Raw genomic sequence first — 23,913 nt, 5'->3', positions numbered from 1 at the left:
CTGAGGGCCGAGGTAGGACGGTGGCGCTGGACGATCGTGTCTGCTGCTGTCCTGCTGGCCCTGCTTGCGCAGTTCGTCCGCGTCGGCAGCGACTGGGACTGGCTCGTCGCCATGGGCGACCACGTCCGATCGACCGGACGCATCCCCGACCACGTCCCCTTCGCGGCCTCGGACACAGCCGGCTGGCACAACGTGCCGGTTCTCGCCGAGCTCGTCGCGTCGTGGGTCCAGGACCTGGGGCAACGCGGCGCTGTGGTCCTCCACCTGCTCCTCGTCGCTGGCTGCCTGTCCGTGGTGGCGACGACGGCGCGCGCCCGGGGTGCGGGCGATGGCCAGGTGGCTGTGGCGATCGCCCTGCTGTGCCTGGGTGGACTGGCCACGCTGGGCGTGGTGCGGGCCCAGACCCTGTCGCTGCTCCCGTTCGCGCTCATGCTCGCGCTCGTGACCCGACAGGCGCGACGTCCGGATCGAGGGATCTGGTGGGCCGTACCGCTCGTCGTCGTCTGGGCCAACCTCCACGGTGCCGCGCTGCTGGGCGTCTGCGTGCTCGGTGCCTACCTCGTCGTCGGCCGTCTGCCACACCGTCCTGCGGAGACGGTCGCGGTCGGTCTCGCGAGCCTGCTCGCCTTGTGCGCCACGCCCCAGCTGTGGTCGACGCCGAGCTACTACGTGGAGGTCTTCGGAAACGTCTCGGCACAGCGGGGCGAGGGGCTCTGGGCCCGCCCGAGCGTGTCGATGCCGTTCGACGTGCTCATGGTCGTCGCCGTGATCGCGCTGCTGGTCGTCTTCGCCCGCTCACCTCGTCGTCCGCTGTGGGAGTACGTCGCGTGCATCGGTCTTTGCGTGGCCACTGCGAGCGCCGCGCGGCACGGCTTCTGGCTGCTGTGCCTGCTCGCCGTCCTGGCGGCCAAGCAGGAACGGCAGGCGGGCCAGGCGCACGGCGACCATGCCCGAGCACGGGACGAGGGCCGCGTCGTGGGTGCGGCGATGGTCGCCGGGGTCCTCGCGACGGCGCTCGCGCTGCCCGTCCTGCTGATCCGCGGCGACGACGTGCTGGGCGCCGCACCGTCCCTCGTCGCCGACGTCGCGCGAGCCGCGGGGTCGGATGTCGTCCTGGCGCCCTCACCGCTGGCCGAGGCACTCGCCGTCGAGGGCGTGCAGCTGTGGGCGGTCAATCCTCTCGACGCGCTGGACCACGGCGTCCAGGCCGCCTACCTCGACTTCCTCGACGGTTCGGCGGGCGGGCACCGCGCCATCGAGGCCGCCGATGTCGTCGTCGTGCCCGATGGCTCACCCCAGGCCGAGCTGGTCGACGGCGTGCCGGGGTTCGATGCTCGACCCTGCGGTGCCGGCTGGACGTGCTTCCTGCGCCGCTGACAAGGCCCCCGACACGCCGGTGTGCCGCGGCGCCCCGCGGCGTTGTCGGTGGCCCCTGTCACCGTTCGGGACATGACGACACGGATCGATTGCGACACCTGCGTGGTGCGCGGGCTGCACTGCCACGACTGCGTGGTGACGGTGCTCCTCGGCGCGCCGCCCGAGCTGACCATCGACGACGACGAGAGGGCCGCGCTCGACGTGCTGGCCTCGGGAGGGCTGGTGCCGCCGCTGCGGCTGGTGGAGCCCGTGCCCGGCCCGGTCATCGAGTCGGCGTGAGGCTCGCACGACACGGATCCTCCCCAATCGGCCCGAAGATTGGCGACGGCTCCATGAGCGGTCTAGGGTGTGGCTGACGTCCGTGGCAGTGGGTCACCAGGCCCGCGCGGACGTCGCGCCGAGTCGTGGACCACACCCCCGCATCACCCGTGGTCCACGAGCCGGGGAACCACACTTCCCCTGGGGTGAATCCCCTGCAAGGCGTGTCGCGCGAGCGGCACGAGGAGCAGGGGTAGGCCAGTCGTGCCGAACCCGTCAGCTCACCTGGTAGGCGTACGACATCCCGAGGAGTTCCCCCGCTCGTGGCTCACACCCGCAAGCGAGTTGGTGCGACCGTTCTAGGTCTCTCCGCGATCGCTGCCATCGCCTTCGTGCCCGCGACCCCCGCGCAGGCCGACCCCGACATCGATGACGTGAAGGTTCGCGTCGACGACCTCTACCACGAGGCCGAGGCCGCCCAGGAGCGCCTGCACGACGCCCGCCTCGACCTGGCCGACCTCCGCCGCGACCTGCGCGGCCTCAAGGCCGACCAGGAGCGCCAGGACGAGCGGCTCGACGCCGTCCGCGACCAGGTCTCCGACGCGGTCGTGCGACAGCTCGAGGGCGAGGGCATCTCGACCATGGGCCAGATCGTCGTCTCCGAGGACCCGGGAGCCTTCCTCGACTCGCTCTCGACCATGTCGTCCTTCAACGACCTCCAGTCCTCGCTGCTGTCCGACTACGACACCGAGCTCCAGGCCCTGGAGATCCGCCGCGAGGCCACCAGCGACCGCACCGACGAGATCGCGGAGCTGACCGAGCAGCTGAGCGCCGAGAAGGACACCGTCGACGACAAGCTCGCCGAGGCCAAGGAGCTCCTCGCGGACCTCGAGGCCGAGGAGCGCGAGCGGATGCTCGCCTCGCGCAGCGCCACGGTGCGCACGCCCAGCTCGGTGCCCGCCTCGGGTCGTGCCGCCACGGCCGTGCAGTACGCCATGGCGCAGGTCGGCGACGCCTACGTCTACGGCGCCATGGGCGAGAACGCGTTCGACTGCAGCGGCCTGACCATGCGTGCCTGGGCGCAGGCGGGCGTGTCGCTCCCGCACTCCTCCAGCGCGCAGTTCGGCTCGGGCCCGCGGATCGCGGCGAGCGACCTGCAGCCCGGCGACCTGGTCTTCTACTACAGCCCGATCAGCCACGTCGGCATGTACATCGGCAACGGGATGATCGTCCACGCCGCCAACCCGGGCACCGGGGTCGTCGTCTCCGGCCTCCACTCGATGCCCTACGTCGGCGCGGTCCGCCCTGGCTGACACGCACCTCGCGAAGGCCGGTCGTCCACTCCTGTGGGCGGCCGGCCTTTCGCTGTGCCTGGTCGCCGCGATCGCGTTCGTCCTCGTGCGCGACGTGCGCCACGAGGTGACCCCGCCGCGGCCGGTGGGGGGGCCACGCGCGAGCCCGGCCGGCGCAGCCGCTGCCCTGGCGTCCTTCGTCGACGGCGTGGAGCAGCGCGACGCCGCCGCGCTCACGCGGCTCGCGCCCCCCGGAGTGCCTGCGGCCGAGGCCCTGCTGTCCGCCGTCGCGACCAACGCGCGGTCGCTCGTCCTCACCGAGGTCGGCGCGCGCTACGTCCGCCAGCGCGGCTCGGTGGCCGCGGACGGGTCGTGGACGGGGGTGGCCGAGCTGACGTGGCGGGTCCGGGGCTACGACGAGGCGCCGGCGCGCACCGAGGTGCTGGTGCGCTTCGCGCCCGACGGCGCACGGCTCGGCATCGCCGGGTTCGGCGGCGAGGCGGGAGGTGGCGTCCGGCTGCCCCTCTGGCTGCGCGCGAAGCTGTCGGTGACGCGCTCGCCCGGGGTCCTCGTGATGGCCGAGGGGTCCCGCGGCGAGGCCGAGGTCGTGCGTGAGCGGGCGGAGCGCGGCATCGAGGTCGTGCGCCGGGTGCTGCCCGAGTGGTCGGCTCCCGTGGTGGTCGAGGTGCCCGCCTCCGGCGCCGACCTCGACGAGGCGCTCGGCGCGGAGCCGGGCACGTACGCCGGCATCGCCGCGGTGACCGCGGCTGTGGGCGACTCGTGGGACGAGCGGGGGCCGGTGCACGTGTTCGTCAACCCCGACGTGACCGCCGGGGTGGGCCGTGGCGGCGCCCAGGCCGTGATGAGCCACGAGCTCGTCCACGTCGCCACGGATGCCGTCCGTCGTCCGGTCGAGCCGTGGCTGCTCGAGGGCTTCGCCGACTGGGTCGCGCTGCGCGGCACGCGGCTGCCCGACCGCGTGGCCCTCGGGCGGGCGATCGCGGCCGCGCGACGTGACGGCGTGCCTGGTGCGCTGCCGACGACCACGGACTTCGATGCGCGGGGGAGCGGTCTCCAGGCCCGCTACGAGGAGTCGTGGCTGGCGTGCCGGATCATCGTCGAGCGCGTGGGCGAGACGGGACTGGTCCGGATCTACGACGCTGCGGCCAGCGGCCCCCTCGATCGAGCGCTCCGGCGTGCCGGACTGAGCGAGCGCGCCCTCGATCGGTGGTGGGCGAGGAGGTTGAGCGTCCTGGCGGGGGCGTGACGTCCTGCCCGTTGCCGGGAAATGCACGAGAGGCGACCGATTCCTCGGTCGCCTCTCGCGTGGACGTGCTCACGCCGTCACGGGGCCTGTCACCACCAGTGTACCCGGGCGTACAGTCCCATGACCGGGTCGCCGAGCGTGATGACGGTGCCGATGATCGCGCCGGCGATGAGCGCGACCATGAGGCCGTACTCGACAGCGGTGGCGCCGTCGTCTCCGCGACGCGCATGTGCGTCAGGTGACGTCATCGGGGACCTCCGTCAGGGTTGTGGTGGAGCCGTGGCATCAGGAGTGATGCCACGGCCGCGACGTCTCGGTCAGAGCTTGTCGGAGATGGTCTTGAACGCGGTGTTGATCTGGCCGCCCAGGATGACGACGGTGGCGATGATCACGGCGGCGATCAGCGCGACGAGCAGACCGTACTCGACGGCGGTGGCGCCCTTCTCGTCGTTACGACGAGCGTTGAGCATGATGGTGAGGAACTGGATCATGGTGGTAACCCCTTGAAGTGTGGATGATGAGTCCGGATGTCCGAGCCCCGGTGGACCCGTCATGAAGAATCCTCGTCGTTTCCCGCACCCGCCGAATCGGGTGATCGGCCGCAGGTGGATAGTCCCTTGTGACTAGTCGCGGATGCCTCGTCGGACCACCCGCCGGCGCCTGTCGGCGCGACGTTCAGAACCGAGGCCGTGACTGCTGGTCGAGCAGGCCGATCCGCATGGCGGTGACCAGTGCCTGGGCCCGGTTGGCAGCGCCGAGCTTCTGGTAGATGTGGGTGATGTGTGTCTTGGCCGTCGACTCGCTGAGGTAGAGTCGGCCGGCGATCTCACCCGTGCCCAGACCCTCGGCGAGCAGGGCGAGCACCTCCTCCTCGCGCCCGGACAACCGGGGCGTGGACGGACCCGCCGCGCGTCTCATCATCGCCGCGCTCAATCCGGTGCACAAGAAGGTCCGTGGCGCCACGGCAGCGTGCTTGGCCGCGCTGACCACCTCGGAGGCCTTGCTGTCCTTGCCGACGAACGCCGAGGCGCCGGCCTCCATGGCAGCGAAGATCTGGTCGTCACCGGCGTGCATCGTCAGCACGACGAGGCCGGTGGAGTCGCTCGTCCTCCGGACGGCCCGCACCACGTCGAGACCGTGGCCGTCGGGCATCTGGAGGTCCGTCACGACGACGTCGGGCTGGAGGTCCACCCAGGCCGCGACGCCGTCGGCGACGCTCGCGGCCTGACCGACGACGCTCATGTCGTCGTCCCGCTCGAACGCCCGGGCGAGGCCCTGACGGATCAGCTCGTGGTCGTCAACGAGCAAGACGGTGGTGCTCATGGGCGCGCTCTCCTTCGTGAGGTGCAGGTGCGGGTGACCGCAGGGTGACGAGCGTTCCGCCGCCCGGTCGTGGCGCCACGTCGAGTGCTGCGCCGACCGCCGCGGCACGCTCGCTCATGCCCTGGAGTCCCCAGTGGCGTTCGCGAGGGCCGGCGTTGCCGACCCCGTCGTCGGCGACCTCGAGGCGGAGGTCGTTGCCGTCGGAGTCGAGGCTCACCCAGAGGTTGTCGGCCCCCGCGTGCTTGCGCGCGTTGCCGATCGCCTCCTGGGCCACCCGCAGCACCTCGGTGGCGTGACGCGGGGACAGTGGAGGCCCCGACTCGGCGAGGGACAGGTGCACCCTCAACCCCGTCGCGTCGCCCACCTCGCGGGCGTAGTCGGCCAGCGAGGCGGCCAGTCGACCGTCCGTGATCTCGTGGCGGAGGTCGAAGATCGAGAACCGGATCTCGGAGACGAGGCGGGTGATCTCCGATCGCAGCGTCGAGGCCAGCATGCGTGTCTCCGCGTGGTTGCTGACGGACTCGATCTCGTCCACCAGGAACCCCAGCCCGACGATCTCCTGGGCCACGCCGTCGTGCATCTCGCGGGCGATCCGGTTGCGCTCCTGCGAGGTGGCCAGCCCGCGGACGTCGTCGAACAGCACCGCGGTGTCGAGACGGAGGGCGAACTCGTCGGCCACCTCCAGCGCGCGCTCGTCGAGGTCGTGGGTCCACCTGGGCACCCCGACGAGCACGCAGTAGCCCAGGATCTGTTCCGCGCCGTGGAGCGGGACGACGGCCGTTCCCGGCGTACGCTCGGCATCGTCGCGGCGGATCTCGTCCGCCAGCCGCTCCGAGTCGTCGCCGCCGTTGAGCGGCCGGATGGAGTCATCGGCACCCACGACGAAGACGACGGACCGGGCGCAGCCCGTCGCTGCCCGCATCGCGGCGTCGAGCTCGATGGTCAGGGACGCGGTGTCGAGCCCGAGCGTGCCCGACTTCGCGAGCTCGTGGATGCGCGCCATCAGCTGGTGGGCTGCGGCGTGTGGCGCCTGGCGCGCGACCAGGCTCCGCGTGGAGCGCGACTGCCAGCTCGCGAGCAGCCCCACGCCGAGCCCGATCATGATCCAGGGGAATGACTGGGCCACCCGGTCGACCGAGGCGCCGCTCCCGTCTGCAGCGACTGCTGCGATGACAGCCGCGACGCCGACCAGCGACGAGTTGACCGTGGTGATCCACCCGTGTCGGACGCCTGCCACCACACAGGGGACAGAGAGGTACGGCAGCAGGCCGGGGTGACCGGTGGCAGTCGTCACGACGATGGCCACGAGGGCCGACTCGGCCACCGGGATCCACGGTGCCGACCTGGCCAGCGACCCCCATTCCAGCGCGGACGTGACGCCGGCGATGAGGCAGACGGCTGTGAGGATGGGCGCGGACTCGGTGAACCGTCCGTCCGCCAGGATCATCCCCGTCGCCAGCGCGAGGGCGAACGTCCGGAAGGCCGTCGCTGCCCGCCAGGCCCGGACCGCCGGGGCCGATGATCGACCGGGCACGGGCGAGCGACGGGCCAGTCCCATGTCAGATCTTCATGAAGGTGCCGGCGATCTGGATGCCGGCCGGCCCGATGATCACGATGAACAGGCACGGCAGGATGAACAGCACCAACGGGATCATGATGCGGACGGGAACCTGCTGGGCCTTCTCCTCTGCGCGCTGGCGACGCTTGGTGCGCATCTCCTTGCTCTGGATCCGGAGCACGCGGCCGATCGGGATGCCCAGGCTGTCGGCCTGCACCATGGCCATGCAGAACGACCTGAGGTCGGGAAGCGACGTACGCTCGCTCATGGCCTTCATGGCTGCGGCACGTCCCACACCGATCTGCATCTCCTGCAGCAACCGAGCGAACTCCTGGGCGAGCGGGCCCTGGGTGTTGCGGGCCACGCGCTCGACGGCTGCGTCGAACCCGAGACCCGCCTCGACCGAGATCGTGAGCAGGTCGAGTGCGTCGGGCAGCGAGTTGCGCATGAGCTTGACTCGCTTCTCGCCGGCGTTGTACAGCAGGATGTTGGGGAGCACGTACCCGAATCCCGCGAGCAGCGCCGTGGCGATGAGCGTGCGGTAGAACGGCATTCCCATGCCGAGGATGTAGAGGAAGCCGAGACCGCCGAAGCCCCCGAGGCCGAGAACCTTGAGGCCGATGAGCCGGTTGACGTCCCATCCCGGGGGATTGCCGGCGATGTCGAGGCGGTGCTGGAGCTTCACCGCCGTGTCTGCCCGCACGAGCCGTCGGCCGAGGTTGACGGCCCGATCGCCGAGCGGACCCAGGATCCGCTCCGCGAACGGCCGCTCGATCTCCTGCTTCAAGATCTCGGGTGACAGTTCCATCGCCTTGATCGTCGCCACCGACCTGGCCACGCCGCGGCGGTCGGCGGTGAAGGCGCCGATCACGGACAGCGAGAGCGTCATGGCCACGCACACGAGCGCGGCGCCCAGCATCAAGATCACGTCATACCTCCACTCGAGCGAGCTTGGCCATGGCCCACGACCCCATGGCGAGAAGAGCGCCCGCCGCCGCCAACAGCGCGTACCCGGGGAGGGTCGTGTAGAGCACCGAGATGTACTCCCGGTTGGCGAACATCATGAAGATGAAGAGGGCGACCGGCAGTCCCGCGAGGATGTAGCCGCTCAGGCGACCCTCGGCGCTCAGCGCGCGGACCTGTCGCCTGAGGTACTCGCGCTCACGCAGGGTGTCGGCGACGGTGTTCAGGATCTCGGCGAGGTTGCCCCCGACCTCGCGTTGGATCCGGATCGCCATGACGACCCACGAGAAGTCGTCACTGTCCATCCGCTCACCGACCGCCTCGAGGGCGTCGGTGATGTCCACGCCGAGCCGCTGCTCCACCAGCGCGCGACGCAGCTCGCCGGACATCGGCTGGCTCCCGTCACGTACCACCGTGTCGACGGCCTGCGGCAGGGACAGTCCTGCCTGCAGCCCACCCGCCATCAGCCCGAGCGTCTCCGGGAGCTGACCGCTGAAGGCCGTCAGGCGACGACCGTGTCGCCACTTCAGGTAGAACCACGGCCCGACCGCGCCGGCGACCAGGCCGAGGACCGCCAGGCCGGCACTGCCCACGAGGAAGCCGCCCATGGCGCTGGCGACGGCGATCCCGGCGTGGAGGAGGATCCACTCCGACGCCGTCAGTGCGGAGCCCGCACCCGTCAGCCGACGGCTGATCCGGGTCTCGAGGTCGGCGTTGACGACCTTGTCGGCGACCGCGATCGCGGACTGGCGCAGGGAGGCCGTCTCGGTGAGCGCCTTCTTCCTGCGTCGCTTCGACCCCGGCTGGGCATCGGCCGCGGCGAAGTACGCGTCGAGCCGGGACTCGGCGGTCGTGGGGCCGCGCGGACCCGTCAGGGCGACGACCAGGACGCCGCCGAGACCGAGGAAGATCGCGAGCGCGCCCATCAGCATGGCCGGGGTGCTGACCAGTGCCTTGCCCGTCTCCACGACATCGGGCACGTCGATCGCCGAGGTGCCGAGGGAGACGAGGGCCGAGTCGGCGAACGTCTGGTCGCCGTTGGTGACGGTGACGTCGATCGTGGCCTCAGCGCCGACCCCCTCGGGGGGTTCGAAGGTGACCACGAGCTGGTGCGCCAGGGCGTCGCCCTGGTCGGCGAGCACCGCGCTGAGCGCGTCGGGATCGGCCGGGATGACGCGACCGCCCGTGTTGTCGGCGAGGGTGCTGACCTGCTTGGCCTGGGTGGCGCTCTGGAGCGCGACCACGTCGACGACCACGCCGGCGTCCACTGCGCCGCCCGACGCGACGTCGAGCGTCGTCACGCTGTTGGTGTCGGCCCCGTCGGAGAGCACGAGCAGCGACCGCGCGCCGTCGTCGCCGAGCAGCTCCCGCGCGGCGTCGATGGCGTCGTAGACGCTGGTCCCCTTCGTGAGCTTGGCGCCCTCGACAGCGGCCAGCACCACCGCCCTGTCGTCGGAGGGCGCGATCCGGTCCTTGACCTTGCCCGCGAAGGTCACCAGACCGACCGCGATCTCGGGCGGGGTCGCCTCCAGGTATGCGTTGACCGCTGCGACAGCCGCGTCGTACTTGTCGCCCTTCTGCATGCTCGCGCTCGTGTCCACCACGAGGACCGTGGAGCGCTGGATGCCGCCCGTGGCGGCCGTCTTGACGCTCGCCTGCACCGGGTTGCCGTCCACGACCACCGAGAGGGTGTCACCGTCGACGACGCTGCCCTCGGGAAGGCCGTCCGCCGACATCAGCATGGAGACCAGCCCGGGCCCGGACTCCACGTGGTCGATGTTGATCTCGTTGGTCGCGTGGGCCGGCAGGGCGCTGCCCAGCGCGACGAACGACCCGGCGAGCAGCGCGGAGATGCCCCGCGCGAGCGATCGCCTCATGTCCGCGCGCCCGTCATGAAGACCGACGGGTCCACCCGGACGCCGTGGTCCTGGAGGCGCTCGAGGAAGCGTGGTCGGAGGCCGGTGGAGACCAGCTGCCCGCGGAACTTCCCGTCCTCGTCGACGCCTGCGTTGTAGTCGAAGAGGAACACGTCCTGGGTGGTGATGATGTCACCCTCCATGCCCACGATCTCCGTGATCGCCGTGATCCGGCGGGTGCCGTCCTTGAGCCTGGTCTGCTGGATGATGAGGTCGACCGCGCTCGACACCTGCTCGCGGATCGCGCGGACCGGGAGGTCCATGCCGGCCATCAGCACCATCGTCTCGAGGCGGGCCAGGGCGTCGCGCGGCGTGTTGGCGTGAAGGGTCGAGATCGACCCGTCGTGGCCGGTGTTCATGGCCTGGAGCATGTCGAGCGCGGCGGCGTCACGGATCTCACCCACGACGATGCGGTCGGGCCGCATGCGCAGGGAGTTCTTGACCAGGTCGCGGATCAGGACCGCGCCCTTGCCCTCGATGTTGGGAGGCCGCGACTCGAGGCGGAGCACGTGGTCCTGCCCGAGTCGGAGCTCGGCGGCGTCCTCGATGGTGACGATCCGCTCGTCCTCGGGGATGAAGGACGACAGCACGTTGAGGGTGGTCGTCTTGCCCGCGCCCGTGCCTCCGGACACCAGCATGTTGAGCCGTCCCCGGACGCAGGCCTCCAACAGGCTCGCAGCGGCGCGGCTCAGGCTGCCGAAGCGGATCAGGTCCTCGACCGTGAAGGGGTCCTCGGAGAACTTGCGGATGGTGAGCTTCGAACCGTCCAGCGCGAGCGGGGGGATGATGGCGTTGACACGGCTGCCGTCCGGCAGTCGCGCGTCCACCATGGGGCTGGTCTCGTCGACCCGGCGGCCGATCTTGCTGACGATCTTGTCGATCGTGCGGCGCAGGTGGGCCTCGTCGGAGAACGACGTGTCCACCTTGACGAGCTTGCCGCCACGCTCGACGTAGATCGAGTCGTAGGCGTTGACCATGACCTCGGACAGGGTGGAGTCCCGCAGGAGGGGCTCGATGGGCCCGTAGCCGAGGATGTCGTCGGCGATCTCCTGCGACACCCGGGTCCGGTCGGTCGAGGACATCGGGCGCTCGGTCTCGCCGATGGCCTTCTGCAGCGCGATCCGCACCTGCTGCTCGAGCTCGCTGTGCGTCATGTGGACGTCGTAGAGCTTGGGTCCCAGGGCTTCGACCAGCTGGGCGTGCACGACTCGCTTGACATCGAGGAACGGGTCCACCCCGGTTGCCTTCGGGCGCGCTGCCGAGACGGGAGCCCCGGGCACCTTCGCCGGTTCGGCCGGTGCGATCCCGGCGGGGGGCGTGACGGTGGGCGCGTGGGGGGCGTCGGAGCGGGAGCGGGCGGCAGCCAGCCGGTCGGTGAGGCTCACGTCAGGCCTTCCTCAGTCGGAGACGGCCGGCGGGCCTTCGGCCGGCGGCGGTGGTCTGGGCGGGGACCTTCGGGGCCAGGGTGGCCGCGAGGGAGGCGGCGAGCGCCTTGAAGGCCTTGCTGTTGGGGTGGTTGGGGTGCGCACGAACGATCGCCTCGCCGCGATTGACGCACGCCAGCACCTCGCGGCTCGACTCAAGGGAGTGGTCGGCCTTGAGCTTCACCGTCGACTCGAACTCGTCGACGCTCAGCCCGACCTTCGCGTCGGCGCGGTTGAGGACGAGCGTCCACGAGCTGCGCTCGAAGTTGAGCAGGTCGAGCGTGCCGGTGGCCAGCTTGAGCCCCTTGAGCGAGGGGATGTCCAGCGTGGCGACGAGCACGATCGTCGCCGAGCGGTCGAGGGCGGCGAGCGCGAGGTCGTCGAAGGAGCCGGACGTGTCGACGACGACGAAGTCGAACATCGCCTGCAATGCCTCCAGCAGCTTGCCGACGTCCTCGCTGGTCGCCTTGTCGGCGGCGTCGAGGTGCACGGGTGCGGCGATGATCGACAGTCCGGGGGAGTGGGGGGTCACCAAGGACTCGACGGCCGACGCGTCGATGTCGCCGCTGAAGGCGATCAGGTCGCCCACGGTGCGGACCGGGGTGGCCTGGAGCATGATCGCGACGTCCCCGTTGTTGACGTCGAGGTCGACGATGCAGACGTCGTGGCCGAGGTCGGCGAGCGCGGCCCCGGTGTTGGTGGCGACGAGGCTCTTGCCGACGCCGCCCTTCGTCGAGAAGACGGTGACCACCTTGCCGCGAGGGGCGTTCTCGGCCTCGGTCGCCGCGGCGGCCGCTGCCTGGGCGGACTGCACGGCGTTCTGTGTCGCCGCCTGCACCTCACCCTCCAGCGTCTGGGCGATCGCCGAGGCCACGTTGCGGGCACGCTGCACGGCCGTGGTGATGCCGGCGAGGTCCTTGGCGGCCACCACCTCTCGCATGCCCGAGCGGAGTGCCAGCGACAGGGCGGTGCTGTCCACCTCGTGACGCAGGAAGATCACGCCGAGGTCCGGACGGTGGACCCGCGCCCACTGGGCGAGCGTCGAGGCGTCCTCGGGGGTGATGGAGGGACCGATGACGACGGCGAACTCCGTCGGGGAGGTCCGAATGTGATCGCCGAGCTCTTCCATCGTGCCGAAGGCCTGGGACCCGTGCAGCATCGCCTGGAGCAGGGCGAGGTGCCCTCGGTCGGACTCGACGATCGCGGTCACGACGCCGTCCGGAAGATCTCGGGCATCAGGTCGGCGGCACTCACGCCCGGTCCGTCGTCGACCTTCGAGTCCTCTGAGAGGAGTGCGAAGGAGATCTCGGCGTTGCGGGCGGCGAAGATGACCTTCTCTGCCTGCTTCTGGTCCACCGCGAGGGTGAGGATGGCCCTCGGCACCTCCTCGACGATCTGCTCGCCCTCGTCGGTGGTGGTGGTCTTGGCGGAGATGCTCGACGTGCCGACGCCGATGACCTGCACCTTGGGAAGCAGCAGACGGGTGTAGGGAGGGAGGCTCTGCTCCGAGCCGTCGGGAAGCCGGCGGATGGGGTCGGCTGAGAGGAAGATCGCGACGTCCGACCCCGGGTTGACGAAGCCGGCGACACGGGCGGGGTCGCTCAGCTCCACCGAGATGGCGACCTTGTCGTCTGGGATGATGAGTCCCTCCGTGTTGCTGAGGGTGCCGAACTTGGGGGCGATCACCTGCTCGCCTGCGTAGATGGTGCCGAGTGACACGAGGTCTGCGATGGACCCGGTCGAGGACAGCGCGCCGTCGACCACGTCGTCACGGCGCACCTGCCGCTTGGCGAACTTCCCTGCGTCCATCGCGGCGGCCACGGACTCACCGGGCTCGATGGTGTCGGTGGCGGCGAGCACCTCGACCAGCTCCTGGCCCGCGACGGCGCGCTTGTCGATGCCCTGGACGTAGAGCACGATCAGCGCGGTGCCGACCAGCGCGATGACGAGCGCGACTGCGAGTAGGACAGAGCGGCGAGCCATGGAGTCTTCCTTCGGGTGGGGGTGTCCGTACGAGGTCAGGCGACCGGGGTCGGGGACGACGGCGTACGGGCAGGATGCTGCCGACCTGCGCGAGACCTGAGGCTGTGTGCGGACACGCGCGTGCACCCCTCTCGCAGGTCGTCGGGGGTCCCGGATGATCCCCAGCGACAGGAATCTAGGGGTCTGCGATCGGTGGGCGCGGGCTAAACCTGGCAAACCACCCGATCATTGCCTCGGCATGGCCCGAAGTGACTAGTCCGACCTAGTCACGGCTGATCCCGCGGACGGCCTCAGCCGAGGTAGAGCGCCTCGATCTCGTCGCGGGTCTCGCGCATCACCACGCGCCGCTTGAGCTTGAGGCTGGGGGTGAGCTGGCCGCCCTCCTCGGTCCACTCATCGGTGAGGATGGTGAACTTGCGGATCGACTCCGCCTTCGACACCGACTTGTTGGCCTCGTCGACGGCCTCCTGCACCGCCGCGACCAGGTCCGGGTCGTCCACGAGGGCGCTGAGGTCGGGCACCTTGCCGTGCTGCTCCGCCCAGGCCGGGAAGGTCTCGCGGTCGATGGTGACGAGCGCACCGATGAAGGGCTGGCCGTCGCCCACGACCAGGCACTGGTCGATGAGCGCGTGCGACCGCAGCCGGTCCTCGAGCACGGCGGGGGCGACGTTCTTGCCGCCGGCCGTGACGATGATCTCCTTCTTGCGGCCGGTGATGCGCACGAAGCCCTCGTCGTCGACCTCGCCGACGTCGCCGGTGTGGAACCAGCCGTCGCGGTCGATCGCCTCGGCCGTGGCCTCCTCGTCGCCCCAGTAGCCGGCGAAGACCTGCCCGCCGCGGAAGAGCAGCTCGCCGTCGTCGGCCACGCGCACGCTGGTGCCGGGGAACGGACGTCCCACGGTGCCGATCTTCGTGGCCTCGGGCAGGTTGACCGACAGGGCGGCCGTCGTCTCGGTCAGGCCGTAGCCCTCGAGCACCGGGACGCCGATGCCGCGGTAGAAGTGGCCGAGCCGGTCACCCAGCGGTGCGCCTCCGGAGATGGCGTGGCGGCAGCTGCCCCCCAGCGCCTGCCGCAGCTTGGCGTAGACGAGCCGGTCGAAGAGCGCGTGCTGGATGCGCAGGCGGGCGGGCACCCGCGTGCCGTCGGAGGCGCGCGACCACGCGATCGCGACGTCCGCCGCGCGGTCGAAGATCTTCCCCCGGCCGTCGGCGGTCGCCCGCTGCGAGGCGCTGTTGAAGACCTTCTCGAACACCCTGGGCACGGCCAGGATGAAGGTGGGCCTGAACTCGCCGAGGTCGGCCACCAGGTTCTTGATGTCGCAGCTGTGGCCCATCTTGGCCCGGCTCTTCACGCAGCCCACCTGGATGATGCGCGCGAAGACGTGGGCCAGCGGCAGGAACAGCAGGGTCGAGGCGCCCTCGGTGTCGAAGAGCTCCGCGAGCTCGTCGACGGCCACACCGAGCTCGAACATGAAGTTGCCGTGGGTGAGCATGCAGCCCTTGGGCTTGCCGGTCGTGCCACTGGTGTAGATGAGGGTGGCCAGGTCGAGCGGCGTCGCCGACGTGCGCCGTTGCTCCAGCACCTCGTCGGAGATGTCGGAGCCGAGCCGGCGCAGCACGTCGACGGCGTTGTCCTGCAGCGACCACACGTGCTGCAGCTCGGCCAGGTCGTTGGACCCGCGTGCCTCGCGCACCCGGGCGAGGTGGTCGGAGCCCTCCGCGACGACGGCCCGGGTGCCGGAGTCCTGGAGGATCCACCCGATCTGCTCGGCCGAGGACGTCTCGTAGATGGGCACCGTCACGGCGCCGGCGAACCAGATGGCGTAGTCGAGGAGGGTCCACTCGTAGCGGGTCTTGGACAGCAGGGCGACCCGGTCGCCGACCTCCACGCCTGCGGCGACGAGCCCCTTGGCCACCGCGCGGACGTCGTCGTGGAACTCGGCCGCGGTGACGTCGACCCAGCCGCCGTCCTCGGTCGGGCGGCTGAACACGGCCGTCTCGGCGAAGTCGCGCGCGTTGGTCACGACGTCGTCGGTGAGGTTCCCCGTGGTGGGGATCGCGATGGAGAGCGGCGTGGAGTACTCACGCACGGTGGAACCTCCTGGAGATGGTGGACTGCGATCCGCAGGCTATCCCGCGGACTTCCGCCGGCCGCAGGCCCGGTGGCACCGGGCCGGAACGGGCGCGGCGGTGGGCTAGGCTCCGGCCATGGCCGAACAGACCTCCTCGTCGATCGTCGTCGACGCTCCTCCGGCCGAGGTGATGGCCGTCATCGCCGACTTCGAGGCCTACCCCGAGTGGGCCAAGGGGGTGCAGAAGGCCGAGGTCACGGTCCCCGGGACGGGCGACCGCGCCGAGCAGGTCTACTTCGCGCTCGACGTCTCCCCGATCAAGGACGAGTACACCCTCGCCTATGACTGGGACGGTGACCGGGAGGTCACCTGGACCCTCGTCGAGGGCAACATGCTGAAGGCGCTCGACGGCGCCTACACGCTCGTCGACCGTGGCGACGGCAGCACCGAGGTCACCTACCGGCTCGCCCTCGACGTGAGCATCCCGCTCATCGGCATGCTCAAGCGCAAGGGCGAGAAGATCCTCATCGACGCCGCGCTGAAGGGCCTCAAGAAGCGCGTCGAGTCGCTCTGACACGCGGTCCGGGCATGCGGATCCTGCTGTTCACCGGCAAGGGCGGCGTCGGCAAGTCGACGCTGGCCGCCGCCACGGCGTGCGCAGCGGCGGCCGCCGGCCACCGGACCCTGGTGCTGTCGACCGATGCCGCCCACTCGCTGGCCGACGCGCTGGACGTCGCGGCCTCGTCCGAGCCGACCGAGGCCGCGGACAACCTGTGGGTCCAGCACGTCGACGCCCAGGAACGGTTCGACCGGTCCTGGTCCGACATCCAGGGCTACCTCCTCAGCGTGCTCGACGTGGCCGGGGTGGACCATGTCGCCGCCGAGGAGCTCACCGTCATCCCCGGCGCCGAGGAGGTGCTGGCCCTGCTCGAGGTGCGCGCGCAGGCGAGGTCGGGGCAGTGGGACGTCCTCGTGGTGGACTGCGCGCCGACGGCCGAGACCCTGCGCCTGCTCGCCCTCCCCGAGGCGCTCGGGTGGTACATGGGACGCGTCCTGCCCGCCCAGCGCCGCGTGGTGAAGGCGCTCAAGCCGGTCCTGACCAGGGCGGCCGGCGTGCCGATGCCGGAGGACTCGGTCTTCGACGCCATCGAACGGCTCCACGCCGACCTCGACGACGTACGCACCGTGCTCACCGGGCCCGAGACATCCGTGCGGCTGGTCCTGACGCCCGAGTCGGTCGTGCTGGCCGAGGCGCGTCGGGCCTACACGTTCCTCACGCTCTTCGGCTACAGCGTCGACACGGCGATCGTCAACCGGGTGTTCCCCGAGGAGGGGGCCGACGAGTGGCGCCGTACCTGGGTCGAGGCGCAGCGTCGTCGGCTCGAGGACGCGGCCGACTCCTTCGCCGGCCTCGACGTGCGCCGATCGGTCTACCGGGCCACGGAGCCCGTGGGCCGCGACGAGCTCCTCGAGGTCGCGGCGTCGGTGTACGACGGCTCCGACCCGCTGGGACACGGCACCTCCGCGCCGGCGATGTCGGTGCGCACCACGCCCGGTGCCGTCGTCGTGTCGCTCCCGCTGCCGCTCGCCGCCCAGGACGACGTGGGGCTGGTCCGCAAGGGCGACGAGCTGATCGTCTCGGTGGCCTCCTACCGCCGGCTCCTGACGCTGCCGACCGGGCTCGCGCGCCATCGCGTCTCCGGGGCCCGGGTGCGCGACGGCGAGCTGCAGGTCCGGTTCACCGCCCCGGTCGACGGTGCGGCCCGCGCGGCCGACGCCCACCCCGACGCCCACCCCGACGCCCACCCCGACGCCCACCCCGACGCCCACCCCGACGCCCACTCCGACGCCGACCCTGACGACGTGCCCGAGGAGGCCTCGTGACCGACGCAGACCCGCACGCCGACCGGCACACGGATCCGCACGCCGACCCGCACCCCGATCCGCACGCCGATCTGCACGCCCTGGGATCGCTGGGGGAGGAGGCGACCAGGTTGCTCGGCGCCCTCTCCGGCTGGGCCCGCGAGCACGCGGACGAGGCCGGCGACGGGCTGACCGGCCTGGCGTCGCACCTCGCGGCGTCCGCCCACGACCTCGACGACCACCTCGCGACCGGTTCGGCCGAGTGCACGGTGTGTCCCGTGTGCCGGATGGTGGCCGTGGTGCGCCAGACCAGTCCCGAGGTGAGTGCCCACCTCGGCGCCGCGGCGGCGTCGCTCGCGCAGGCGTTCTCCGCTGTCATGGCGACGCGGGGTCCCCGGACGCCCCGCCGGGAGGACGACCCCGACGTCGAGCACATCGACCTCGACGACGAGTGGCCCGAGGACCCGTGAGCGGCCGGGGGCCGGGCGTGGTGGTCGGGGTCGACATCGGCGGCACCAAGGTCCTGGCCGGTGTGGTCGACGCCGAGGGCCGGGTCACCCGCACGGCGCGGCGCACGACCCCGGGCCGCCGGGTGGTGACCAGCCGCGTCGAGGACGCGCTGGTCGAGGCCGTCGTCGAGGCCGCGGCCGGGGCGCCACTCGCCGGCGTGGGCGTGGCCGCCGCGGGACTCGTGGACCGGGCGGGGGAGCGGGTGATGTTCGCGCCGCACCTGCCGTGGCAGGGCGAGCCGCTGCGCGAGCTGCTCGCCGACCGCCTCGGGTGTGCCGTCCTGCTCGACAACGACGCCAACTGCGCCGCGCGGGCGGAGGCGACCCACGGCGCCGCGCGGGGGGCAGGGTCGGCGTTGATGATCACGATGGGCACCGGGATCGGTGGCGCCGTGCTCCTCGACGGTCGCGTCGTGCGGGGCGCCAACGGCATGGCGGGCGAGTTCGGGCACATGCAGGTCGTCCCGGACGGCCTGACGTGCGAGTGCGGGCGGCGGGGTTGCTGGGAGCAGTACTCGTCCGGCAACGCGCTCGTCCGTCACGCCCGCGCCGCGCTGGCGGCGGGGCAGCCGTCGGTGCTGCACGAGACCGCCGACGGCGACCTCGACCGGGTGAGCGGACCGATGGTGACGGCGGCGGCCGGCAGCGGCGACCCGGTGGCGGCGCAGGCGTTCGCCTCCGTGGGCGACTGGCTCGGGGTCGGCACGGCCAACCTCGTCGCGGCGCTGGACCCCGAGGTCGTGATGGTCGGCGGTGGACTGTCCGCCGCCGGCGACCTGCTGCTGGAGCCGGCGCGCGCGGCGCTGCGACGCTCGCTCGTCGGCGGCGCCCACCGCCGGACCCCGGACGTCCTCGCTGCCCGGCTGGGCCCGCAGGCGGGCATGATCGGGGCGGCCCTGCTGGTGTCGGCGGCTCACGCCCAGCGGTAGTCGGGCACCAGCTCCAGTGCGAGCTGCTCGAGGAACAGGGCGACGTCGGTCACGATGCCGCGCCCCGGGTTGGCCCCCCGGTCGGTGAGCCGGCTGACCGTGGCGGGGTCGCTGTCGACACACACCAGGGGCACGGTGGCGGGCAGGAGGCTGCCCGTGGCGGAGGCGAGGAGCCGCGTCGCCAGCATCATGCAGTGGCCTGCGCCGCGGACCTCCGCGCGCATCGCCCGCTGTCCCTCGACCACGTCGGTGTAGGCCTCGGGCATGGGCCCGTCGTCGCGGACCGAGGCGACGAGCACGAACCGCTTGTCGTGCGTGACGAGCGCGTGCATCAGCCCGCTCGTCAGCACCCCGTCACGGACGGCCTGCGCGATCGAGCCTGCCTTGCGGATCGTGTTGACGGCCCGCACCCGGTGCTCGTGGCCGTGCTCGTAGCCGCGCACGCCACGGATGCCCGGCCCGTGGAGCGCCGCCTCGACGTCGTGGGCCGCGACGGCGTTGCCCGCGAAGAGCACGTCGACCCAACCGTCTCGGACCAGCGCCACGAGTGCGGGCACGGCTCCGGCGTGCACGACCCCCGGGCCGGCCACCCAGATCAGGGGCTTGCCGTCCGAGCGCGCCTCGCGCATCCCGTCGGCGACCTGCCGCACGAAGATCGCCTGCGGCCGGTCGGGCACGTCGCCCTCGGCGGAGCCGCTCGCGGACGGTGCCACGCGGCGACCCGGCACGCTCACCTGGATGCCGGTGGCGCCCGTCACGACGCGCATGCCACGCACGACGTCGGGCATCGGGATCGTGCGGACGCGGTGGTCGCCGTACGGCGTCGTCTCGACGACCAGGCCACAGTCCATCTCGGGGGCCTCGACGTCATGCCAGCGCCCGTCCAGCCGGACACGGGTGGGGAGGCTGGTCGTGGCGTAGAACCCGTCGGGCAGGACCCCGTCGTGGGCTGCGGCCACCAGCGTCGCGTCGCCGTGGAGCACCTGGTTGACCCCGCGGGTCTGCAGCCGCATGAGGAGGCGCTGCAGGGAGTCGTCGTCGGGGGCCTCGACGGTGAGGCGGGCGCAGCTCGGGTCGTGCGCGTCGTGACCGACGTCGAACTCCTCGATGACGTAGTCGCCGCCGTACTCCCGGATGTCGTCGAGGACGCGCGACAGGATGCCGCTGTCCATCAGGTGACCCGTGATCTCGACCGTCTCGCGCGCCCCCACGCGCGAGACCCTACGCCCCGCGGATCGTGACCGGCGCTCAAACGCGCGAGCCGTCGTCCCAGGGATCGCGCGGAGCCTTCGGCATGTCGAGGACGAGGTAGACGAACCCGCCGACGAACCAGCCGACGAGCGCCCAGCCGACCAGGGGAGCGACGTAGAAGGAGAACAGGCCGATGACGAGGGCGACGACCGGTGAGACGAACACCCCGGCCCAGGCGAGTCCCCGCTGCCAGGTGCGCGGGACGGGGAAGGGCGGCGCGGGAGGGGGCTTGAACTGCTCGGCCCGGGCGATCGCCTGCTCGCGACGCTCGACCTCGTCGACGTCGCGCAGGTGCTCGGGCAGCTCGTCCGACAGCTCGTCCGACGGGGGCACCGTGGGGTCGTCAGCCGAGGCACCCGCCGCGTCGTCGCTCGGCTCCTCGACCCGGTCGGTGGGAGGCGCGTCGGCGCTGGGCGAGGAGCGCGCCTGGTCGTCGAGGACGGCGCGCTCGCCGTAGTGGGCGACGATCTCGCGCCACGCGAGCTCGGTGCGGCTCTCGTCCTCCGGGCGACTCACACGGTCCACGGTAGCGGGGGACTGGTTCCACGTCGCGGGGTCGCTCGGGGACCCTCCGCCGGACGACCGGTGCGGCGCTCCGACGCGTCCGGGGTGCGGCCGTGCCGGGCTGGTGCACACTGTGCGCGTGAAGCTCCCCCTCCCGGGCACCCGGGCCCCGCTCCTCGACCCCGAGCGGGTCGCGCCGATGTCGACGCCTGCGCGGCCCGAGCTGACGGGCGGACGGCGCATCGGCGTGCTCGTGCAGCACGGCTTCACCGGCAACCCCGTCTCGATGCGACCGTGGGCCGAGGACCTCGCGGCACGCGGCTACGCCGTCGAGATGCCGCTGCTCCCCGGTCACGGCACCCGCTGGCAGGACCTCAACAAGGTCACCTGGGCCGACTGGGTCGCGACCGTCGAGGGCGCCCTCGACAAGCTGTCGTCGGAGAACGACGCCGTGGTGGCCGTCGGGCTCTCCATGGGCGGTGCGCTGTGCCTGCGACTCGCCGCCGACCACGGTGAGGACCTCGCCGGGATCGTCGTCGTCAACCCCGCGGTCGACACGCTGCGCAAGGACGTCAAGCTGCTGCCCCTGCTCAAGCACGTCCTCCCGGGGATGCCGGGCATCGCCAACGACATCAAGAAGCCGGGCGCCGACGAGCACGGCTACCCGACCACGCCGCTGAGGGCGGCCGCGTCGATGTTCGCCGGCTACGCCGACCTGCGCCGCGACCTGCCCAGGATCGCCGTCCCGGTGCTGTTCTTCCGCTCGGCCGAGGACCACGTGGTCGACATCGCGAGCTCGCGCGCCCTGCACGCGGGCCTGTCGTCCACCGACTTCGAGGAGCGGGTGCTGGAGGACAGCTACCACGTCGCCACCCTCGACCACGACGCCCCGCGGATCTTCGCCGAGTCCGCCGAGTTCATCGAGCGGGTCACCGCCCAGCAGCAGGGATAGTCTCGGACAGTGCTCTATTGGTTCCTGAAGTGGATCGCCCTCGGGCCGGTCCTGCGACTCGTCTTCCGGCCCAAGGTCTACGGGGTGGACAACGTGCCCGAGGTGGGTCCGGCGATCATCGCGAGCAACCACCTCTCCTACGCCGACTGGCTGTTCATGCCGCTCACGCTCAACCGTCGCGTGACCTTCGTGGCCAAGGCGGAGTACTTCACCAGCCCTGGCATCAAGGGCTGGTTCCAGAAGAAGTTCTTCACCGGCGCCGGACAGGTCCCGATCGACCGATCCGGCGCCAACGCCGCCGAGGGCGCGATGAAGTCGGCGATGCGGATCCTCGCCGCGGGCGACCTCTTCGGCATCTACCCCGAGGGCACCCGGTCCCACGACGGCAGGCTCTACCGCGGCAAGACCGGGGTGGCCCGGCTCGCCCTGGAGAGCGGCGCCCCGGTCATCCCGTGCGCGGTGGTCGGCACCGACGTCGTTGCGCCCACGGGCAAGGTCTATGGCACCTGGACGCGCCCGGTCGTGCGCTTCGGCGCGCCCCTCGACTTCTCCCGCTACGCGGGCATGGAGAACGACCGCTACATCCTGCGCTCGATCACCGACGAGATCATGTACGAGATCATGCGGCTCTCCGGCCAGGAGTACGTCGACCTCTACGCGAGCAAGGCCAAGGAGCTCGACAAGGAGAGGGCCAAGCAGGCCGACCGCGAGAAGGCCGAGCGGGAGAAGGCGGCGCGCGAGCAGTCGGACGACGGGCCCGGGCAGCCCGATCGGAAGGCGTCCTGAGCCTCCTGCGGCGCCCGCTGCCGGTGCACCCGCGGGCCGACTCCGCCCTCGCCGTCGAGGACCGCCTCTACTCGGCGCTCGCGCTCGTGCGGGTGGTCGTCACCGTCAACATGGTCGGCCTCAACGCCTACCGCCGCGACAGCTTCGCCCACCCCGACGTCGCCCTCGCCGTCGTGCTGGGCCTCGTCGTGTGGACGGGTGTCGCGATCTGGCTCTACGGCCGTCCCGCCACCCGTACGCCGGCCCTGCTGGTGGCCGACCTGCTGATCGCCGTCGCGGCCATCGCGGTCACGCCGTGGCTGAAGTCGGAGGGCTTCCTCGCGACCCTGCCGGGCTTCTGGGTGATGGGCGCCCTGCTGGCGTGGGCGATCCACTGGCACTGGAAGGGCGGCCTCGTGGCCGCCGTCGTGCTGTCGGTGGCGGACCTGCTGCCCCGTCAGGTGGTCGACCAGGGCAACTACGGCAACGTCTTCCTGGTCGTCATCGGCGGCCCGATCGTGGGCTACCTGTGCGAGTCGCTCCAGCGCATGGCGCGCGAGCGCGACGAGGCCGAGCGGGCGGCGGCAGCCGCGGAGGAACGCACGCGCCTGGCTCGCGCCGTCCACGACGGCGTCCTGCAGGTGCTGGCGATGGTGCAGCGGCAGGGGGCGGCCAGCGGCGGACAGTGGGCCGAGCTCGGCCGGCTCGCGGGCGAGCAGGAGCGCGGCCTGCGCTCGCTCATCCGGCAGCAGGACACCGTGCCGGCGGGGGCCGGGGACCTGGTCGACCTCGCCGGCGCGCTGGAGGCCATGGCCACCGCGCACCCGGTGCGGGTCGAGGTCGCCACCCCCGGTGGCGCCGTGCCGGTCGACGCCCACGTGGTGGCCGAGACCGTGGCGGCGGTCAAGGCGTGCCTCGACAACGTGCTCGCCCACGTCGGCCCCGACGCCACCGCGTGGGTCCTGGCCGAGGCCGGGACGGGAGCGATCACGATCTCGGTGCGCGACGACGGTCCCGGGATCGCTCCCGGTCGGCTCCACCAGGCGGAGGCCGAGGGGCGCCTGGGCGTGGCGTCGTCGATCCGCGGGCGCGTCGAGGCGCTCGGCGGCACCGCGACCGTGCAGAGCGGAGAGTGGGGCACCGCGTGGGAGCTGGCGGTGCCGCTAGCGTGAGGCGGGTGACGATCCACGCCGGCCACCCGTTCCCCACCCCGGACGACCCCGTACGCCGCCTGCGCGGGCGCCTCGGTGGGTCCGTCTCGCTGTGGACGGCCGGGGACGACGCGGAGCGGGCCGGCCTGACGGTGACGTCGTGGCTCGTGGCGGGCGGCGAGCCCGGCCGGGTGGTGGCGCTGCTCGACCCGGACGCCGACCTCACCGAGCTGCTGCTCGAGTCGGGACGGGGCGTCGTGCAGCTGCTGTCGTGGGACGACCGCGGCCTCGCCGACGCCTTCGCCGGCACCGCCCCCGCGCCCGGCGGGCCGTGGCGGATGGCCGACTGGGTCGACACCTCCCACGGGCCGCGCCTGGCGCGGGCCGGCACCTGGGCCCTGGTCAGCGTCGAGACCCGGGCGGAGGCCGGGTGGTCGCGGCTGGTGACCTGCACCCTCGACGAGGTGGTGGTCGGCGACGACGACGAGCCCCTGGCGCACCGCCGCGGTCGCTACGTCCCGCCCGGCGCCTGACTGGTCTAGTCTCCTGCCCAGCT

General features: G+C 72.0%; 24 protein-coding genes and 1 riboswitch. Of the genes, 12 read left to right on the top strand and 12 right to left on the bottom strand.

What is annotated here, in order from left to right; translation table 11 throughout:
• The first annotated feature begins 36 nt into the window (after positions 1-36).
• The 4 genes from AC3X7Z_RS00640 (at position 37) to AC3X7Z_RS00625 (ending at position 4,194) form a co-directional block, all read left to right on the top strand.
• Positions 37-1,377, top strand: a complete 1,341-nt coding sequence (locus AC3X7Z_RS00640) for a hypothetical protein (protein ID WP_489974677.1) — start codon at positions 37-39, stop codon at positions 1,375-1,377.
• Positions 1,378-1,449: 72 nt separating this feature from the next.
• Positions 1,450-1,656, top strand: a complete 207-nt coding sequence (locus AC3X7Z_RS00635) for a hypothetical protein (protein ID WP_489974676.1) — start codon at positions 1,450-1,452, stop codon at positions 1,654-1,656.
• A 126-nt stretch (positions 1,657-1,782) separates the two neighbouring features.
• Positions 1,783-1,945: riboswitch (cyclic di-AMP (ydaO/yuaA leader) on the top strand.
• An 82-nt stretch (positions 1,946-2,027) separates the two neighbouring features.
• On the top strand, positions 2,028-2,948 hold the full coding sequence (locus AC3X7Z_RS00630; RefSeq protein ID WP_489974675.1) for a C40 family peptidase: 921 nt from the start codon (positions 2,028-2,030) through the stop codon (positions 2,946-2,948).
• Between the two features lie 85 nt (positions 2,949-3,033).
• Positions 3,034-4,194 carry a hypothetical protein gene (locus AC3X7Z_RS00625; RefSeq protein ID WP_489974674.1) on the top strand — a complete coding sequence of 387 codons (1,161 nt, stop codon included), beginning with the start codon at positions 3,034-3,036 and terminating at the stop codon, positions 4,192-4,194.
• A gap of 89 nt (positions 4,195-4,283) precedes the next feature.
• On the opposite strand, the gene AC3X7Z_RS00620 is transcribed toward AC3X7Z_RS00625, so the two are convergent.
• The 10 genes from AC3X7Z_RS00620 to AC3X7Z_RS00575 form a co-directional block, all read right to left on the bottom strand.
• Positions 4,284-4,442 (bottom strand): Flp family type IVb pilin, encoded by a 159-nt coding sequence (locus AC3X7Z_RS00620; RefSeq protein WP_489974673.1) that lies wholly within the window; start codon positions 4,440-4,442, stop codon positions 4,284-4,286.
• Positions 4,443-4,511: 69 nt separating this feature from the next.
• Positions 4,512-4,685, bottom strand: coding sequence for a Flp family type IVb pilin (locus AC3X7Z_RS00615; protein WP_489974672.1), 174 nt, complete (start codon positions 4,683-4,685; stop codon positions 4,512-4,514).
• Between the two features lie 184 nt (positions 4,686-4,869).
• Positions 4,870-5,517, bottom strand: a complete 648-nt coding sequence (locus AC3X7Z_RS00610) for a response regulator (RefSeq protein WP_489974671.1) — start codon at positions 5,515-5,517, stop codon at positions 4,870-4,872.
• Complete coding sequence (locus tag AC3X7Z_RS00605; RefSeq protein ID WP_489974670.1) at positions 5,492-7,075, bottom strand: sensor histidine kinase; 1,584 nt, start codon at positions 7,073-7,075, stop codon at positions 5,492-5,494. The genes AC3X7Z_RS00610 and AC3X7Z_RS00605 overlap by 26 nt, the downstream gene beginning before the upstream one ends.
• A 1-nt stretch (position 7,076) precedes the next feature.
• Positions 7,077-7,994: a type II secretion system F family protein gene (locus AC3X7Z_RS00600; protein ID WP_489975374.1), complete on the bottom strand. Its 918-nt coding sequence runs from the start codon at positions 7,992-7,994 to the stop codon at positions 7,077-7,079.
• A 10-nt stretch (positions 7,995-8,004) separates the two neighbouring features.
• On the bottom strand, positions 8,005-9,915 hold the full coding sequence (locus AC3X7Z_RS00595) for a type II secretion system F family protein (RefSeq protein ID WP_489974669.1): 1,911 nt from the start codon (positions 9,913-9,915) through the stop codon (positions 8,005-8,007).
• The gene (locus AC3X7Z_RS00590; protein ID WP_489974668.1) at positions 9,912-11,339 is read right to left on the bottom strand and encodes a TadA family conjugal transfer-associated ATPase; all 1,428 of its coding nucleotides are present in this window, start codon (positions 11,337-11,339) and stop codon (positions 9,912-9,914) included. The genes AC3X7Z_RS00595 and AC3X7Z_RS00590 overlap by 4 nt, the downstream gene beginning before the upstream one ends.
• Before the next feature lies 1 nt (position 11,340).
• Positions 11,341-12,588, bottom strand: a complete 1,248-nt coding sequence (locus AC3X7Z_RS00585) for a CpaE/TadZ family protein (RefSeq protein ID WP_489974667.1) — start codon at positions 12,586-12,588, stop codon at positions 11,341-11,343.
• On the bottom strand, positions 12,585-13,361 hold the full coding sequence (cpaB, locus tag AC3X7Z_RS00580) for a Flp pilus assembly protein CpaB (protein ID WP_489974666.1): 777 nt from the start codon (positions 13,359-13,361) through the stop codon (positions 12,585-12,587). The genes AC3X7Z_RS00585 and cpaB overlap by 4 nt, the downstream gene beginning before the upstream one ends.
• Before the next feature lie 290 nt (positions 13,362-13,651).
• Positions 13,652-15,451: an AMP-dependent synthetase/ligase gene (locus AC3X7Z_RS00575; protein ID WP_489974665.1), complete on the bottom strand. Its 1,800-nt coding sequence runs from the start codon at positions 15,449-15,451 to the stop codon at positions 13,652-13,654.
• A gap of 118 nt (positions 15,452-15,569) precedes the next feature.
• Between AC3X7Z_RS00575 and AC3X7Z_RS00570 the strand changes: the two genes are divergently transcribed.
• From AC3X7Z_RS00570 to AC3X7Z_RS00555, 4 genes are read left to right on the top strand one after another with little or no spacing between them, the layout of a single operon-like run.
• Positions 15,570-16,007, top strand: a complete 438-nt coding sequence (locus AC3X7Z_RS00570) for an SRPBCC family protein (protein WP_489974664.1) — start codon at positions 15,570-15,572, stop codon at positions 16,005-16,007.
• Positions 16,008-16,021: 14 nt separating this feature from the next.
• The gene (locus tag AC3X7Z_RS00565; RefSeq protein WP_489974663.1) at positions 16,022-17,317 is read left to right on the top strand and encodes an ArsA family ATPase; all 1,296 of its coding nucleotides are present in this window, start codon (positions 16,022-16,024) and stop codon (positions 17,315-17,317) included.
• Positions 17,314-17,766, top strand: a complete 453-nt coding sequence (locus AC3X7Z_RS00560) for a hypothetical protein (protein WP_489974662.1) — start codon at positions 17,314-17,316, stop codon at positions 17,764-17,766. The genes AC3X7Z_RS00565 and AC3X7Z_RS00560 overlap by 4 nt, the downstream gene beginning before the upstream one ends.
• The gene (locus AC3X7Z_RS00555; protein ID WP_489974661.1) at positions 17,763-18,734 is read left to right on the top strand and encodes an ROK family protein; all 972 of its coding nucleotides are present in this window, start codon (positions 17,763-17,765) and stop codon (positions 18,732-18,734) included. The genes AC3X7Z_RS00560 and AC3X7Z_RS00555 overlap by 4 nt, the downstream gene beginning before the upstream one ends.
• Here the strand turns inward: AC3X7Z_RS00555 and AC3X7Z_RS00550 are convergent.
• Positions 18,719-19,945, bottom strand: coding sequence for an ornithine cyclodeaminase family domain (locus AC3X7Z_RS00550; RefSeq protein WP_186341025.1), 1,227 nt, complete (start codon positions 19,943-19,945; stop codon positions 18,719-18,721). The genes AC3X7Z_RS00555 and AC3X7Z_RS00550 overlap by 16 nt on opposite strands.
• Positions 19,946-19,982: 37 nt before the next feature.
• Positions 19,983-20,501: a hypothetical protein gene (locus AC3X7Z_RS00545; RefSeq protein WP_489974660.1), complete on the bottom strand. Its 519-nt coding sequence runs from the start codon at positions 20,499-20,501 to the stop codon at positions 19,983-19,985.
• Positions 20,502-20,628: 127 nt separating this feature from the next.
• Here AC3X7Z_RS00545 and AC3X7Z_RS00540 point away from each other — a divergent pair, with 127 nt between their 5' ends.
• Genes AC3X7Z_RS00540 through AC3X7Z_RS00525 form a run of 4 tightly spaced genes read left to right on the top strand, consistent with a single transcriptional unit; the run spans position 20,629 to position 23,890 of the window.
• Positions 20,629-21,441 carry an alpha/beta hydrolase gene (locus AC3X7Z_RS00540; protein ID WP_489974659.1) on the top strand — a complete coding sequence of 271 codons (813 nt, stop codon included), beginning with the start codon at positions 20,629-20,631 and terminating at the stop codon, positions 21,439-21,441.
• A 9-nt stretch (positions 21,442-21,450) separates the two neighbouring features.
• Positions 21,451-22,227: a lysophospholipid acyltransferase family protein gene (locus tag AC3X7Z_RS00535; RefSeq protein WP_186341027.1), complete on the top strand. Its 777-nt coding sequence runs from the start codon at positions 21,451-21,453 to the stop codon at positions 22,225-22,227.
• 23 nt (positions 22,228-22,250) lie between these two features.
• A complete protein-coding gene (gene macS / locus AC3X7Z_RS00530; RefSeq protein WP_489974658.1) occupies positions 22,251-23,378 on the top strand; it encodes a MacS family sensor histidine kinase in 1,128 nt (375 codons plus the stop codon).
• 5 nt (positions 23,379-23,383) lie between these two features.
• Positions 23,384-23,890 carry a flavin reductase family protein gene (locus AC3X7Z_RS00525; protein WP_489974657.1) on the top strand — a complete coding sequence of 169 codons (507 nt, stop codon included), beginning with the start codon at positions 23,384-23,386 and terminating at the stop codon, positions 23,888-23,890.
• Positions 23,891-23,913 lie beyond the last annotated feature (23 nt).

This window comes from Nocardioides sp. Z24_21, from assembly GCF_058134345.1.
Note: the sequence above shows the minus strand (reverse complement) of the source record. Positions and strands in the feature narration are given on the sequence as shown.